The organism is Streptomyces bullii, assembly GCF_042657145.1.
Lineage (GTDB): Bacteria > Actinomycetota > Actinomycetes > Streptomycetales > Streptomycetaceae > Streptomyces > Streptomyces bullii.
The window spans coordinates 112464-126874 of sequence record NZ_JBHSNY010000006.1; the positions used below are offsets into that span (position 1 = coordinate 112464).

Annotated in this window: 14 protein-coding genes and 1 pseudogene; 4 read left to right on the plus strand and 11 right to left on the minus strand. The window is 73.5% G+C overall.

Annotated features, from left to right (window positions below):
- Positions 1-19: 19 nt before the first annotated feature.
- The 5 genes from ACFPZJ_RS18040 to ACFPZJ_RS18060 all read right to left on the minus strand — a co-directional run bounded on the left by ACFPZJ_RS18040 (position 20) and on the right by ACFPZJ_RS18060 (position 4662).
- On the minus strand, positions 20-910 hold the full coding sequence (locus ACFPZJ_RS18040) for a dihydrodipicolinate synthase family protein (RefSeq protein ID WP_381022355.1): 891 nt from the start codon (positions 908-910) through the stop codon (positions 20-22).
- Positions 907-2484 (minus strand): FAD-dependent oxidoreductase, encoded by a 1578-nt coding sequence (locus ACFPZJ_RS18045; protein WP_381022357.1) that lies wholly within the window; start codon positions 2482-2484, stop codon positions 907-909. Before ACFPZJ_RS18045 ends, ACFPZJ_RS18040 begins: the two co-directional genes overlap by 4 nt.
- Positions 2474-2773, minus strand: a complete 300-nt coding sequence (locus tag ACFPZJ_RS18050; protein WP_381022360.1) for a (2Fe-2S)-binding protein — start codon at positions 2771-2773, stop codon at positions 2474-2476. The genes ACFPZJ_RS18045 and ACFPZJ_RS18050 overlap by 11 nt, the downstream gene beginning before the upstream one ends.
- Positions 2770-3924, minus strand: coding sequence for an NAD(P)/FAD-dependent oxidoreductase (locus tag ACFPZJ_RS18055; protein ID WP_381022362.1), 1155 nt, complete (start codon positions 3922-3924; stop codon positions 2770-2772). The genes ACFPZJ_RS18050 and ACFPZJ_RS18055 overlap by 4 nt, the downstream gene beginning before the upstream one ends.
- An 87-nt stretch (positions 3925-4011) precedes the next feature.
- Complete coding sequence (locus ACFPZJ_RS18060; RefSeq protein WP_381022364.1) at positions 4012-4662, minus strand: MmyB family transcriptional regulator; 651 nt, start codon at positions 4660-4662, stop codon at positions 4012-4014.
- A 238-nt stretch (positions 4663-4900) separates the two neighbouring features.
- Between ACFPZJ_RS18060 and ACFPZJ_RS18065 the strand changes: the two genes are divergently transcribed.
- The 3 genes from ACFPZJ_RS18065 (at position 4901) to ACFPZJ_RS18075 (ending at position 6628) form a co-directional block, all read left to right on the plus strand.
- The gene (locus ACFPZJ_RS18065; RefSeq protein WP_381022366.1) at positions 4901-5557 is read left to right on the plus strand and encodes a helix-turn-helix domain-containing protein; all 657 of its coding nucleotides are present in this window, start codon (positions 4901-4903) and stop codon (positions 5555-5557) included.
- Positions 5558-5589: 32 nt separating this feature from the next.
- On the plus strand, positions 5590-6120 hold the full coding sequence (locus tag ACFPZJ_RS18070; protein WP_381023418.1) for a toxin-antitoxin system, toxin component: 531 nt from the start codon (positions 5590-5592) through the stop codon (positions 6118-6120).
- Between the two features lie 271 nt (positions 6121-6391).
- On the plus strand, positions 6392-6628 hold the full coding sequence (locus tag ACFPZJ_RS18075; protein ID WP_381022368.1) for a hypothetical protein: 237 nt from the start codon (positions 6392-6394) through the stop codon (positions 6626-6628).
- Between the two features lie 51 nt (positions 6629-6679).
- On the opposite strand, the gene ACFPZJ_RS18080 is transcribed toward ACFPZJ_RS18075, so the two are convergent.
- On the minus strand, positions 6680-7357 hold the full coding sequence (locus ACFPZJ_RS18080) for a 4'-phosphopantetheinyl transferase family protein (RefSeq protein WP_381022369.1): 678 nt from the start codon (positions 7355-7357) through the stop codon (positions 6680-6682).
- Entirely contained in the window at positions 7354-8214 is an 861-nt protein-coding gene (locus tag ACFPZJ_RS18085) for a metallophosphoesterase family protein (RefSeq protein ID WP_381022372.1), read from the minus strand. Before ACFPZJ_RS18085 ends, ACFPZJ_RS18080 begins: the two co-directional genes overlap by 4 nt.
- 330 nt (positions 8215-8544) lie before the next feature.
- Between ACFPZJ_RS18085 and ACFPZJ_RS18090 the strand changes: the two genes are divergently transcribed.
- Positions 8545-9678, plus strand: coding sequence for an ATP-grasp domain-containing protein (locus ACFPZJ_RS18090; RefSeq protein WP_381022375.1), 1134 nt, complete (start codon positions 8545-8547; stop codon positions 9676-9678).
- Between the two features lie 127 nt (positions 9679-9805).
- Here ACFPZJ_RS18090 and ACFPZJ_RS18095 read toward each other — a convergent pair whose 3' ends face one another.
- From ACFPZJ_RS18095 to ACFPZJ_RS18110, 4 genes and pseudogenes are all read right to left on the minus strand, one after another.
- Positions 9806-10681 (minus strand): sulfotransferase family protein, encoded by an 876-nt coding sequence (locus ACFPZJ_RS18095; RefSeq protein ID WP_381022377.1) that lies wholly within the window; start codon positions 10679-10681, stop codon positions 9806-9808.
- A 53-nt stretch (positions 10682-10734) separates the two neighbouring features.
- Positions 10735-10941, minus strand: a complete 207-nt coding sequence (locus ACFPZJ_RS18100; RefSeq protein ID WP_381023487.1) for a hypothetical protein — start codon at positions 10939-10941, stop codon at positions 10735-10737.
- Positions 10942-10951: 10 nt separating this feature from the next.
- A pseudogene (locus tag ACFPZJ_RS18105) lies at positions 10952-11328 on the minus strand (alpha-L-fucosidase); the annotation flags it as partial.
- A gap of 3 nt (positions 11329-11331) precedes the next feature.
- Complete coding sequence (locus tag ACFPZJ_RS18110) at positions 11332-14379, minus strand: alpha-mannosidase (protein WP_381022379.1); 3048 nt, start codon at positions 14377-14379, stop codon at positions 11332-11334.
- Between the last annotated feature and the right edge of the window lie 32 nt (positions 14380-14411).

The window sequence follows — 14411 nt, forward strand, 5'->3', positions numbered from 1 at the left end:
GTCCGGCTCCTTCCGGGCCTCAGGCGAGCCCCGCCGCGACGGCCTTCTCGGTCGCCGCCCGCACGGCGGCCTCCTGCTCGGGCAGCAGGGGCACGCGCGGCGGGCGGCAGGGGCCGCCGTACCGGCCGACGACGTCCATCGACACCTTGATGGCCTGCACGAACTCCACCCGGGAGTCCCAGCGCAGCAGCGGATGCAGCTGCCGGTACAGGGGCAGGGCGGTGGCGAGGTCGCCGGCGACGGCCGCGCGGTACAGCTCCACGCTCGCCCGGGGCAGCGCGTTCGGGTAGCCCGCGACCCAGCCCTTGGCGCCGGCGACGGCGAGCTCCAGCAGTACGTCGTCGGCACCGACCAACACATCCAGTTCGGGGGCGAGTTCGGCGATCCGGTAGGCGCGGCGGACGTCTCCGGAGAACTCCTTCACGCCGTGGATGTGACCCTCGCCGTGCAGCCTGGCGAGCAGTTCCGGCACCAGGTCGACCTTGGTGTCGATCGGGTTGTTGTACGCGACGACCGGCAGGCCGGCCTTGGCGACCTCGGCGTAGTGGGCCAGGACGGAGCGCTCGTCGGCGCGGTAGGCGTTGGGCGGCAGCAGCATCACCGCCGCGCAGCCGGCCTCCCGGGCCTGCTCGGCCCAGCGCCGGGCCTCACCGGACCCGTACGCGGCGACGCCCGGCATGACGCGCTCCCCGCCGACCGCGGCGACGGCCGTCTCGACGACCCGGGCGCGTTCCTCGACGGTGAGCACCTGGTACTCGCCGAGGGACCCGTTGGGCACGACGCCGTCGCAGCCGTTGTCCACGAGCCAGGCGCAGTGCTCGGCGTACTTGTCATGGTTCACGGAGAGGTCGTCGTTCAACGGCAGCGCGGTGGCGACGAGCACGCCGCGCCAGGGGCGGTGGTCGGTCATGAGGGGTCCTCCTCGGGGTGGTCGCGGGGTTCGGGCGGCGGGGCGGCGGGGGTGTGGGTGGTCTCCGGGTGCGGTGCGGGTGCGCAGCGCCGAGCGGGCCCGGAGGGCCGGCCGGGGTCGGCGTGGTGGTCGGTCTCCCCTCCCTCACCGGGCTCAAGGCGACGGCCGGTCCCGGAGTACGGCTGGGCCTCGGAGCCCTGCCCGGCCGCGGAGTCCTGCGAGCTCCCGACATCCAGCCCGGCGAGCACGCCCAGTGGTACCGGCCTGGCGAACGTCCGCCTTGCCTGGGGAAGTTCGCATCCGGTGAGCCCGGCGACGGCCGGTGCGCACATCCTGCCCTGGCACCAGCCCATCCCGGCCCGGGTCAGCAGCTTCACCGTGCGGACGTCGCCCGCGCCGAGGTCGAGGGCCTCGCGGACGGCGCCCGCGGTGACCTCCTCGCAGCGGCACACGACGGTGTCGTCGCCGACCCGGTCGGTCCAGTGCGGGGGCGGCGCGTACACGGTTTCGAGGGCCTTGGCGAAGACGCGGAGCCGGGCCCGGGCCTTGACCGCCGCGGGCGCCGGGGCGGGTGCGGTGCCGCGCAGTCGGGCCGCGACGGACCGTCCGGCGAGGTGCCCCTCGGCGAGGGAGAGGGCGGCGCCGCCGATGCCGGTGGCCTCGCCGGCCGCCCACACGCCGGGAACGTCGGTGCGCTGTTCGTCGTCGACGGCGACGGCGGTCCCGTCGAGGCGGCAGCCGAGACCCTCGGCGAGGTCGGTGTGCGGGAGCATGCCGTGGCTGACGGCGAGGGTGTCGCAGAGCAGCAGCCGCTCGGTGCCGGGCCGGACACGTCCGCCGGGGTCGAGTGCGGCGACGGTGACACCGGTCAGCCGGTCGTCGCCGTGGGCGCGGACGACCGTGTGGTGGGCGAGGAGCGGTACGCGGTGCCGCATCAGCCGGGCGGCGTACCCGGCGCCCTCCGGCAGCTTCGCGGCCAGCGCCCGGCCGTGCCGCAGCAGCCGCCCGGGACCGGCCGACTCGACGAGCGCGGCGACCTCGACACCGGCCGCGGCGAGCCCGGTCGCCACGGGCAGCAGCAGCGGCCCGGTCCCGGAGACCACGGCCCTGCGTCCCGGGACCACGAGCCCGCCCTTGAGCATGGCCTGCGCCCCTCCGGCGGTGACGACGCCGGGGAGGGTCCAGCCGGGGAAGGGCAGCACGGTCTCGTGGCCGCCGGTCGCGAGGAGCACGGCTTCGGCCCGCACCTCGGCCGGGTCCTCCTGCTCCGGGCCGAGCAGCGCGTGCACGGTGAAACCCTCCGGGTCCCGCTGCACTGCCCAGACGTGATACTCCGTCAGCACGCGCACGTCGCTCGCGGCGAGTTGCTCCCGCAGCCGCCTCCAGGTGCGCCACTGATGGTGCAGCGCCTCGGGCCGGCGCGCCCCGAGCCCGGTGGCGGGCTGCCGCCAGAACTGCCCACCCGGCTCGGCCGCCCCGTCGACGAGCGCGACCCGTACGCCCCGTACGGACGCCGCCAGCGCCGCGGCCAGCCCGGCCGGGCCCGCGCCGATCACCGCCAGGTCAGTGCGCATGGCCGGTCCCCTCCTGCGTGCGGATCACGTCGCCCGGGCGTACCGGCACCAGACAGGCCCGCTGGTTGGGCCGGTCGTTGACGGTCACCAGGCAGTCGAAGCAGACGCCGATGCCGCACAGCACCCCACGCGGGCGGCCCGTGCCCCGGGTGGAGCGCCAGGAGGTCACGCCCGCCGCCCACAGCACGGCGGCGACGGTCTGGCCGGGCAGCACCTCGACGGGCCGGCCGTCGAAGGTGACCGTGAAGGCGGGACCGGGTCGCGCTCCCGCCCGCTCCAGCGGATTCACTCGGCCTCCTCGGGGAAGCGGTCGGGCCGGAAGGGCGTGAGGTCCAGGTCGGTCCTTCGCCCCGTCAGCGTCTGCGCGATCAGCTGCCCGGTGCCGGTGGACAGGCCGATGCCCGCACCCTCGTGGCCGCAGGCGTGGAAGAGACCGGGCGCCCGGGGATCGGGGCCGATCGCCGGGAGGTGGTCGGGCAGGTACGGCCGGAAGCCCGCGTACGTCCGCAGTGCCCGCACCTCGGCCAGGAACGGGAACAGCCGCGTCGCTCCCGCCGCCAGCGCCCGCAGCGCCGCGAACGACAGGGACCGGTCGAAGCCGACCCGTTCGCGGCTGGCGCCGATCAGGACGGGCCCGGCGGCGGTGCCCTCCACCACCGGGGAGGTCTGCAGCGCCGCCGAGTCGCTGGCGACGTCGGCGACGTAGTCGGCGGCGTACACCTTGTGCCGGACACGGGGCGGCAGCGGCTCGGTGACCAGGACGAAGCCGCGTCGGGGCAGAACGGGCAGCGACACTCCGGCGCGGGCGGCGAGCTCGCCGCCCCAGGTGCCGGCCGCGTTGACCACCGCCGGGGCGTGGACGTCGCCTCCATCCGTGCGCACCCCGCGCACCGCGCCGTCCGGCCCGCGCAGCACCTCGGTCACCTCCCGGCCGGTCAGCAGCCGGGCCCCCGACGCCCGCAGCAGGTGGGCCGCGGCGAGGGCGGGCATCACCTGGGCGTCCTGCGGATAGTGCACGCCGCCGGCCAGGCCGGTCGTCAAGTGCGGTTCGAGGTCGGCGAGTCGATCGGCCGGTACGTCGACGGCCACGACTCCGGCCGCCCGTTGCCCGGCGGCGAGCTCCGCCAGCCCGGTCAGCGTCCCGGGGCTCGCGGCGACGACCAGACCGCCCTTGGCCTCGTACTCGACCGCCTTGCCCAGCCCCTCCTCGGCCAGTTCGGCCCACAGCCGGCCGGACAGCAGGGCCAGGTCGAGCTCGGGTCCCGGTGCCTTGTCGGAGACGAGGAGGTTGCCCTCCCCAGCCCCGGTCGTACCGCCGGCGACGGGGCCGCGGTCCACCACGGTGACGTCGAGTCCCGCACGGGCCGCGTACAGGGCGCACGCGGCGCCCACCATGCCGGCGCCGACGACCACGACATCGCAGGTCAGTCGCTGACTCACTCCAGTACTATGTCACATGGCGCATCAGAGGAGAAGAGTGCGTGAGCAGACGTCGAGCACCGTGCGGGCAGCCGCGCGGTCGCGCGGTCAGTCGCTCGCGGGGACCACCCTCAGATGCGCGGCGGCGCGCCGCGCCCTGGCCGGCGCGCGGCGCGTCTCACGCAGCACCAGGGTCAACCGCGTGTACCCCATCCCCTCGAGCGTCCTGGGCGTCTCCACGACGATGCGGCAGTCCGTGGCGCCCCAGCGCGGATCGGGATGCAGCAACGGCCGTACGGCGCCGTCGTGCTCGACGGCCTCCTCGCCGACCGCGTGGATCCAGTGCGGCAGGCCCTGCCGGTAGGCGGCCTCCATGAGGGGGTCCTGCGCGATGTCGCGGCGGACGGACTGCAGCGCCGGGTCGTGGCCGTACCGCTCCAGGGCGGCCGCGAAGTGCGCCAGCATCGGCAGGCACCAACTGGGCTCGTGCTCGCCGAGGACCGTGGCCGCGTCGGGGTGGAACAACACGAACCTCAGGAAGTTCTCGTCCGGCATGGCCGTCGGATGCGGTCCGACACGAACGAAGAGTGACCGGAAGGCGCTGTTGGCGAGCACCACGTCCCAGCGGTGGTCGACGAGGAAGGAGGGGAAGGGGACGGCCTCCATGAGGGTGGCGCAGTCCCGGAGATAGGCCTGGGCCTCGGACGTCTCGGGGACGGGCCGCGGCGCCGGCCGCCACCCTCCTGCCTGATATGCCATCGGGAGGTCACCCCTCTTGCTGTGCGGCCTTGACGCGGCCGCCCCGATCCTGCTGCCAGCACGCGAGGCGTGTCAACTATCGTGGCATTTCATGCCTGTTGACGGCTGAAATTGGCCACAGTTGTGGCGAGACCTGGATGTGAGTTCGAACCACCCGCTAGTCTCCGGAAAGTTCACAGCACCCGCTTGTGAAGAGCCTGCTTGTGAGAAGCCTGTGAGAGACGTAGGAGATCTGTCGGTGACGGGTGGCTTCGAGGGACCGGGCAGCACGCCGACGGCCGCACTGCCGGCCGTCGTCGCCCGTGTCACCGCACTCGTCGACCGGCTCGGCGTGCCGCACGGCGAGGTCTTCGACGTCGGCCGCCTGTCCGTCGCCTCCGGCGTCGCGGAACCCGTGGTCAGGGCCCTGCTGAGCGGCCGGCCCGCGGGCGAGCCCGATGTGCAGGCCCGGTTCGTGCAGCGCCTGGACCTGCTGCGCCGCACCCGGCTCAAGCCGAACGGGCGCAGGTACACCCAGCAGGAGATCGCCGACGGCGCGGGCATGTCGCGGCAGCAGGCCGGCGCCCTCATCAACGGCGACCGGCGCCCCACCATGGAGCACTGCGACGCCATCCAGCGCTTCTTCCGGGTGCACGCCGGTTTCCTCACCGCCGAGGACCCCGAGGCCCTCGCGATCGCTCTGCAGCACACCGAGCAGGAGCTGCTGCAACGGCTCGCCGACCGCGAGCGGGAGGCCGCCGCTGCCGCCGACGACCCGCTGGAGCGGCTGCTGCAGGACCACGGCGTGCGCGGGATCGCCTGGCGGGCCGCGCAGCTGCCCACCGACCAGCACCGCGACAAGGTCGCGGAGTGGCTGGACATGCTCCTGGAGAGCGTCAAGCGGCCCGAGTCGTGAAGCTGGGGAGAGAAGTGGGCATCGGTAGGGAAATGCGCCGCCTGTGCGGCGAGTTGGTCGCGGAACTCACGCTCGACGCCCCGGCACGGCCCGCCGACCTGTACGGCGCGCTGTGCGACGCGATGAGCAGACGCCGCGGCCGCCCCGTCCACTTCCGCACGGCCGCCTTCCCGCCCGGCACCGCCAGCGGCCTGTGGCTCGACATGGCCGACCAGGACCTCGTGGTGATCGAGGAGCGCACGGCGCCGGACCACCAGTTGGTGATCCTCGGCCACGAGCTGTGGCACATGAACGCCGGGCACTGCGGCCACCACGTGGAGGGCGCCACGGTCGCGGCCCGGCTGCTCGACGACACCGCCGACCTGCGGGCGACCGTTCTGAAGGTCGCCGCGCGGACCCGCTTCGACCTCGACGACGAGCAGGAGGCCGAGCGCTTCGGCCTGCTGCTCGCCAGCAAGTGCCGTGCGTGGCTGGCCGGCTCGTCGCTGCGGGGCCCGGTGCAGCGGGACCGTCTGGCGGGCCGGATCGAGGCGTCCCTGGGGTATCTGGGGCCGCAGGGCTGAACGGCCCGCGGGGACGAACGGCCGTAGGGCTGCACGGTTCGCGGGGACGAACGGCTGTGGGGCTGCACGGCCCGCCGTTCAGGGACTCGAGGGGACACTCCCGTCCGCTGAGCGGGCGAACCGGAGCGCGGAAAGGCCGGATTGTCAGTGCCGGGCGGCAAGCTGGTGGTGCGCCGCCGAGTGCGGGGGCGTGCGTGGACCGGGTCCCGCTCGCCGGGCGGGCTGTGCCGGGGCGCGCTGACCGATGCCGCCGACAGGGGGGAACCGACCGATGCCCACCGCCGTACTGACCGACCGTGAACGCACCGCCGTCCAGGCCTATCTGCGCCTGCTGCACACGGTGCGGGCCTCCCTCGACACCGCCCCCGGCCCGCATGGGCCCGCCCGGCCGCCGGTCGTCCCGCCCGCCGTGCTCGCCGAGGCGGAACGGGCCCTGGCGCGGGCGGGCCTGACCGGCAACGAGGAGGAGTTCTTCCGGCTGTTGCGCAGCTGGTGCCCGGAAGCGTGACGCCGGCGCGCCGGCGCGCCGGGCGGGGGTGCGCCGCGCGGGGATCCCTGGTCAGCCGTGCGGGACCGTGACCGCCGTCGCGACCAGGCCGCGGGCCGCCGTCCAGCGGCCCTCGAAGTGGCCGAGACGGCGGTCGCCCACCCACGGGCCCGGCACGAGGAGGTTCGCGCGGAAGCCGCCACGGACCCGCTCGCCGGGGTCCACGGAGATCTCGACGTCGGCCTCCATGAAGTCCAGCCACGTGCCGGTGAGCGGGAACCACGCCTTGTAGACGGACTCCTTGGCGCTGAACAGCAGCCGTTCCCAGTGCACGTCGGGCCGGTCCGCGGCCAGCCGCCGCAGCCGCCGCGCCTCCGTCGGCAGGGACACCGAGGCCAGCACGCCCTCGGGCAGCGGCCCGTCGGGCTCCGCGTCGATGCCGACGGAGGCCAGGTCGGTGGCCCGCACCAGCGCGGCGGCGCAGTAGCCGTCGCAGTGGGTCATGCTGCCGGTCAGCCCAGCCGGCCAGCGCGGGGCGCCGCGCTCACCGGGCAGCACCGGCTGCGGCGGCACACCGAGCTTCTCCATGGCCCGCCGCGCACAGGACCGTACGGCGGCGAACTCACGGCGCCGCTTGTCGACCGCCTGCGCCACGCGGGCCGCCTCCTCGGGGTACAGCGGCGCGTCCCCGGCGTCCTGGCCGAACGACTCCACGGCGACGACCGTCTCCGGCAGCAGCTCCTCGATCAACGGTCCGCGCCCTCCCTCGGCAGGATGCGGCGCAGCCGCCCCGGCGGCTCGGACCGCTTGCGCCACTCGCGGGGGTAGCCCACCGACACCTCCTCGAAGCGGACGCCCTCGTGCCAGGTGGTGCGCGGGATGTGGAGGTGACCGTAGACCATCGTGTGGACGCGGAATCGGCGGTGCCAGTCGGCGGTGAGCCGGGTGCCGCACCACATGGCGAACTCCGGGTGCCACAGCACGTCCGTCGGGTGCCGGTCCAGCGGGTAGTGGTTGACGGGGACCGTGGGCAGGTCGTCGGGCAGGTCGGCGAGTCTGCGTTCGGTCTCGGCGACCCGCGCCCGGCACCAGGCCTCCCGGGTGGGGTACGGGTCGGGATGCAGCAGGTACTCGTCGCTGCACACGATCCCGGTGCCGCGGGCGTACTCCAGTCCCTCCTCCTTGGTCGCGCAGCCCGCCGGCAGGAACGAGTAGTCGTACAGCAGGAACAGCGGTGCGACGGCCACCGGACCGCCGGGGCCGTCCCAGACGGGGTAGGGGTCCTCGGGCGTCACCACGCCCAGTTCCCGGCACATCTCGACCAGGTGCTCGTAGCGGGCGACGCCGCGCAAGGTGACGGAGTCCCTCGGATGGGTCCACAACTCGTGGTTGCCGGGCGCCCACACGACCCGGTGGAAGCGGCCGGCGAGCGTCTTGAGCGCCCAGCGGACGTCGGCCACGGTCTCCGCGACGTCACCGGCGACGAGCAGCCAGTCGTCCTCCGTCGCGGGCCGCATCCCCTCGACCAGGGCGCGGTTCTCCGGGTAGCCGATGTGCAGGTCGCTGATCGCCAGCAGTTGTCCGCCCCCACCGGCCCTCGACGTCACTCTCGCCCCCTCCGCACGCACGAACGGCACCACGAGATCACATCCGTGCCGCCGGGACAAGGAGCCCGTTCCGGCACGTGGCGGACGGCGCGCTCCGCTGGGGCGGGGGCCGGACTGCCCAGCAGGTCGGCGAGGCCACGACCGGGCCGCGCCATGATCAGGAATCCGTGACCCGCGCGTTGCACGACACGGTCCGCCGAAGCCGTATGATCTGCCCCAACACCACCGCGATGACTCCCTTCACACAGGGGCGGTTTGGTGTCCCTTCCATTCGTCCTGCCCGGGCACGGGCCGCTCAGCCCTGCCCGCGAACCGTGAAAGGCGGCCTGCATGGTCTCTCGCGTACGCGTCTGGCTCAACCGCACGTACGCGGAGAACGTGTTCTTCATGGATCAGCTGCGGAGAAATCCCAGCGACCGGGCCGTCGAGATCCATGCCACGCACGGCGACCCCGACTCTCCCGTGCTGGCCGCCGCCGACACCGCCGAACTGGAGCCCGAGGGCCTCTCCCCGGCGGCGTACGTCGAGTACGCCCTCGACCAGTGCGCGCGGCGCGGCATCGACGTGTTCGTTCCCCGGCTGCACCAGGCGGCGGTCGTCGCGCACCGCGCCGAGTTCGAGGCGGCCGGTACGGCGCTGCTGGCGCCGCCGCCCGAGGCGGTGGCCGTCTTCCAGGACAAGGTGATCGCCTACGAGGCGGTCCAGGCGATCGGCGTGCCGGTGCCGCCGTGGTGGCGGGTGCGGTCTGCCGACGAACTCCTCGACGCCGTCGAGGAGTTGGAGGCGGGCGGACACAAGGCGTGCTTCAAGCCGGCCTCCGGTGCGGGCGGGGTGGGCTTCCGTGTGATCACGCGCGCCCCCTTCTCGCTCGCGCACCTCGGCGGGTTCCCGAGCCCGTACGTGCCGCTCGATCTGGTGCTGGACGCGGTGCGGCGCGCCGAGGAGCCGGTCGACTGGCTGGTGATGCCGCGTCTGGAGCAGCCGGAGGTGTCGGTGGACTGTCTCACCGGCCCCGACAACCGGATCCGCCTGGCCGTGGGACGCACCAAGAACGGGCGGCGCCGGGGCTTCACGCTTCACGAGCAGTGGCTGGAGCCGGCCCGGCTGATCGCGGAGGGTTTCGGTCTGCACTACCTGTCCAACATCCAGTTCCGGATGTACGGCGAGCAGCCGGTGCTCATGGACGTCAACACCCGTCCGGCCGGCGGGCTGCACCAGCTGTCCCTCTGCGGGCTCAACGCGCCCTGGGCAGCTGTGCAGTTGGCGCTCGGGGAGGACCCGGGCGAGATCGCCCCGCCGTTCCTGGGGCAGGACTACACGGTGGTGTCCGGGCCGCGTCCGCTGCGGCCGGTGTCGCTGCCGCAGCAGCGGGAGGAGACGGCGGAGCGGTTGCTGCCGGCGGTGCCCTCGCAGGCGCCGGTCGACTCCGTCGGGGCTCCGGCGGCTCAGGCACTGCCGCTGTAGACCGCCGGCGCGGGCGCTGCGCACGGAGCGCCCGCGGCGGCGCCCGGCACGAAAGACGAACCGTTCATTCGAACCGTTGAGACGTATCGCTCAAAGACCGTTCAGAAGGACCTTTCAGACGTACCGTTCAGTCGACGGGATAGCCCCACGTCCTCGCCAGTTCGGCCAGGCGCGGCGGCAGGTCGACGTCCGGGTCGGCGGTGCGGGCGGTCTGGATGCGGCCGGATTTGATGGTGCTGGACCAGTCGCCCAACTGGGGCCGGAAGGTGCCGTGGTCCTTGCCGCCGTAGTCGAGCATGCCGGGCTCCCAGGACAGCCCGAGGTGCTCGCAGACGCCCCGGGTCGCCTTCTCCGGTTCGGTGGTCAGCTCCTCGTACGTGAGCACATGCACGTGAGGGAGACGGGTGCGGGCCTCTTCCAGCTTCTCGCTGTAGTCGAGGACCTCGGCGCGGATGGCGTCGTGGTCGGGGTCCGAGCGCCGGCGGGTCAGGGACGTGATGACGGCGGCCGGGTGGCGCAGCAGGAGGAGGTAGCGGGCCTTCGGCCAGCAGCGGTGCAGGCGGGGCCAGACGAGCGTGTTGGGCGGGGTCTTGTCGACGATGACGTCCTTGCCGCTGCGGGTCAGCTCCAGGTGCAGCACGCGGTCCCAGAGCACGTGTTCCAGCTCCTCCTTGTCCAGGTGGAGCTCCTTCATGGCGTCCGCGGTGAAGTCGCGGGACAGGTGCACGTGCACGGTCCGCAGGTGCATCTCGTGCGGGGCGCGGATGCGGCTGTGGCTGTTGAGCAGGACGCGCAGCAGGGTCGAGCCGGAGCGCACGGACGACAGCACGAAGACCGGGGACTCCACCAGGCGCGGGGCGGGCGGGGCGACGTAGCGGTCCCGCGGTGTGCGCGGGGCGGGCATCGCGTTCAGGGTGCGGCGCGGCGGGCTCACCGCCTGGACCATCAGTTTGCCGCGCCGCTTCAGTCCCTTGCTGATCGCGGACATACGGGGGTCTCGCACGGTGGCACCTTTCTCTCGCCTTGCCCTGGGATCTCAGGGGGCGCGGAAGAACGTCAGGTGTCCCGAAGGCGGCGAGAAGGGGGCACGGCGGTGGAGGTACCCGCCGTGACCTGTGCGTTCACCGTGTTCGCCGTGCGTCGTACGGTTGTCGGCGCCGCGGCCACCCGTCCCTGCTCGTCGCGCCCGACGAGCAGCTGTACCGCCGAGCGGCCCGCGCCGCGGTACAGCTCCAGCTCGCCGTCGAGTTCGACCGCGAGCACCGTGGCGTGCGGGTCGCCCGCCGCGCCGCTCGGAGTGCGAGTAGGACAGGCCGACCTTGAGGCCCTGCTCGCGCAGGGCCTCGGCGTAGCCGCCGATCAGGTCCCGGCCCACGTTCAGGGCGCCGTACACCGTGTCCCACAGGGCGACGCCGTCGTGGTGGCGGCTGGTCAGCACGGCGTACCTCGCTCCGCCCGCGCGAAGAGCCTCGCCCAGGCGCGCGCGTCGTAGCGGGAGGCCGTGAAGCGGTCCAGCTGGGACAGGTACGGGTCGTAGGGGACGATGCCGTCGTAGAACGACCAGGACTCCTGGACGCCGTCGACGGCGTAGACGCCCCAGTGGACGAAGATCCCCAGCTTGGCGTCGGTGAACCAGGGTGGGACCGGCACGTCTCAGGCCCGCCTCAGACGCAGCGTCAGGATCTGGAACGGCCGCAGGAAGACGGCGACCCCGCCGTCGCCGGTGAGCTCCGCGTCGTGCAGCGGTCGCTCCAGCAGGTCGGTCACCTGAGCGCCCGCCAGCGGGAAACCGGCGCGTAGGGTGCCCTGGGCGCGTCCGCCGCGGGACTCGTAGAGCCGTACGACGACATCGCCGGAGGTGTCGTCGGCGAGCTTCACGGCCTCGAAGGTGACGCCCTCGCCGGTCACGGAGACCACCGGCTCGGGCTCGCCGGCCGAGTCCGCCACGCGCAGCGGGAGGTTGAGGGCGTAGCCCTCGGCGACGGCCTCCGCGATGCTCGCGCCCGGCAGGAGCGCGTACGTGAACCGGTGCCGGCCCTGATCGGCCTCCGGGTCCGGGATGCGCGGGGCGCGCACCAGGCTGAGACTGACCGTGGTCGTCGTTCCGCCGTCCTCACGGACCGTGCGGGTCACGTCGTGGCCGTACGTCGAGTCGTTGAGGACGGCGACGCCGTAGCCGGGTTCGCCGAGGTGCACCCAGCGGTGGCCGGAGACCTCGAAGCGGGCCGCCTCCCAGCTGGTGTTGGTGTGGGTGGGGCGCTGGATGTGGCCGAACTGGATCTCGGCGGAGGAGTGCGGGGCCCGGATGTCCACGGGGAAGCCCGCCTTGAGGATCTTCTCGGCCTCGTGCCAGTCGATGTCGGTCTCGATGTCGATACGGGGGCTGCCTGCGCGCAGGGTGATCGTCTGGGTGATGCGGGACCCCTTGCCGAAGGCCCGCTCGACCCGGACGGCGCCGATCAGCGGGTCCTGCTCGACGACCGTGACGGACTCGGCGTCCAGCAGGTCCGTGTAGCGGTTGCGGTAGTGCTTGTCGATGTCCCAGGCGTCCCAGTAGTTGGGCAGGTCCGTGTGGAGCCGGAGCCGGTTGCCCCGGTCGGCGAGGACTTCGCGGTCGGCCCTCAGGTCGCGGACGGAGGACAGGGTGCCGTCCTCGGCGACCTCGACCCGGACCAGCCCGTTGTCGAGGACGCGGCCGGTGACCGTCACGGGGGCGGGGGCCTTGGGGGCGGCGGCCAGGGGCGCGCTGCCGTTCGCCGGCACCTCCACGTACGCGGGTGCGCCCTCGGGGGTGCGGACCACTTCGGCACGGGCGCAGGGGCTGGTGTTGAAGACGCGGGTGGTGCCGGCGCCCAGCGCGGTGATCGCCTCGGCCGTCAGCTCCTCCAGTTCCTTCGCCACCCGTGCGTACTCGGCCTCCGCCTCCCGGTGCACCCAGGCGATCGAGGAGCCCGGCAGGATGTCGTGGAACTGGTGCAGCAGGACCGTCTTCCACAGGCGGTCGAGCCTCTCGTACGGGTAGCGGTAGCCCGGCGCGTGCAGCGCCGCCGTCGTGGCCCACAGCTCGGCCTCGCGCAGCCGGTGTTCGGAGCGGCGGTTGCCCTGCTTGGTGCGGGCCTGGGAGGTGTAGGTGGCGCGGTGCAGCTCCAGGTACAGCTCGCCGTTCCAGACGGGGGCGTCCGGGTACTCCTCGCGGGCCTTGGCGAAGAACGCGTCGGGGTGCTCGATGACGACCTTGGGCGAGCCCTCCAGGTCGGCGAGGCGGCGCGCCCGCTCCATGATCTCGCGGGTGGGGCCGCCACCGCCGTCGCCCCAGCCGAAGGGCGCCAGCGAGCGTGTACCGGCGCCCTTCTCCGCGTAGTTGCGCACGGCGCGGTCCATCTCCTCGCCGCTGAACCGGGCGTTGTAGGTGTCGACCGGCGGGAAGTGCGTGAAGACGCGGGTGCCGTCGATGCCCTCCCACCAGAAGGTGTGGTGGGGGAACTTGTTGGTCTGGTTCCAGGAGATCTTCTGGGTGAGGAACCACTCGTTGCCGGCGAGCTTGGCCAGCTGCGGGTAGGCGGCGGTGTAGCCGAAGGAGTCCGGCAGCCAGACGCCCTTGGTCTCGATGCCGAAGTGCTCCATGAAGAACCGCTTGCCGTGGACCAGCTGGCGGGCGATCGCCTCGCCGCCGGGCAGGTTGCCGTCGGCCTCGACCCACATGCCGCCGACGGGGGCCCACTGGCCCTTCTCGACGGACTTCTTGATCCGCTCCCACACGTGCGGGTAGTTGTCGCGCACCCACTCGTACTGCTGGGCCTGGGAACAGGCGAAGATGAAGTCGTCGTACTCGTCGGCCAGGGACGTGACGTTGGAGAAGGTGCGGGACGTCTTGCGCTTGGTCTCGCGGATCGGCCACAGCCAGGCGGAGTCGATGTGCGCGTGCCCGACGCCGGAGACGGTGTGGGCGCTGGCGTGGGCGGGCCTGGCGAGGACCGGCGCGAGCACCTCGCGGGCGGCCGGGGCGCTGCCGGAGACGTCGTCGAGGTCGAGGGCGTCCATGGCCCGGTCCAGGGCGTGCATGATCTCGTGGCGGCGCGGTTCGTGCTCGCCGAGGTGGACCATGAGCCCGCGCAGCACCTGCAGGTCCAGGTCGAGGTGCCAGACCTGCTCGTCGAGGATCGCGAGGTCGGCCCGCCGGAAGACGTACAGGGGCTTGTCGCCCGCGGTCAGGACGTCGCCCAGCGGGGTCGGCGCCGCGAAGTCGTTCGCGAGGATGTCCGGGTTGGAGGCCGCCTCGACCAGGTAGTCCACCGGTTCGCCGCCGGCGGCCGGGTTGCCGATGGGCACGTACTGGTTGAGCGGGTTGACCGCCTTCAGCGGGGTGCCGTCGGTGAGGTGGACCAGGGCCTCCGCCTGGTTGCCGGGCCAGTCGCCCGTGAAGCCGAGGTCGATGACCGCCTCGACGCGCCGGCCGGCCCACTCGGCGGGCACCTGCCCGCGCATCCGGAACCAGGTCGTGCCCCAGGGCGGGCCCCACGGGGTGCCCATCGCGAAGGGCCGGTACGAGGCGGCGGCGGCCTCCTCGAAGGGGACCGGCTCTCCCGGCGCCTGCCAGGCCTCGACGGTGAGCGGGACGGTGGCCGAGTAGATCGCCGGCTTGACGCGCTGGGTGTGGAGGCGCTCCACGCGCTCCTCGATCCGGCGGCGTTCGTCGTGCATCGCAAGTCTCCAGAGAGCCAGGAAGGGGGGTG

Coding starts and splice junctions, on each gene's coding strand:
- ACFPZJ_RS18040 (WP_381022355.1), bottom strand. CDS start 910: ATGACCGACCACCGCCCCTGGCGCGGCGTGCTCGTCGCCACCGCGCTG.
- ACFPZJ_RS18045 (WP_381022357.1), bottom strand. CDS start 2,484: ATGCGCACTGACCTGGCGGTGATCGGCGCGGGCCCGGCCGGGCTGGCC.
- ACFPZJ_RS18060 (WP_381022364.1), bottom strand. CDS start 4,662: ATGGCATATCAGGCAGGAGGGTGGCGGCCGGCGCCGCGGCCCGTCCCC.
- ACFPZJ_RS18070 (WP_381023418.1), top strand. CDS start 5,590: ATGCGCCGCCTGTGCGGCGAGTTGGTCGCGGAACTCACGCTCGACGCC.
- ACFPZJ_RS18075 (WP_381022368.1), top strand. CDS start 6,392: ATGCCCACCGCCGTACTGACCGACCGTGAACGCACCGCCGTCCAGGCC.
- ACFPZJ_RS18090 (WP_381022375.1), top strand. CDS start 8,545: ATGGTCTCTCGCGTACGCGTCTGGCTCAACCGCACGTACGCGGAGAAC.
- ACFPZJ_RS18110 (WP_381022379.1), bottom strand. CDS start 14,379: ATGCACGACGAACGCCGCCGGATCGAGGAGCGCGTGGAGCGCCTCCAC.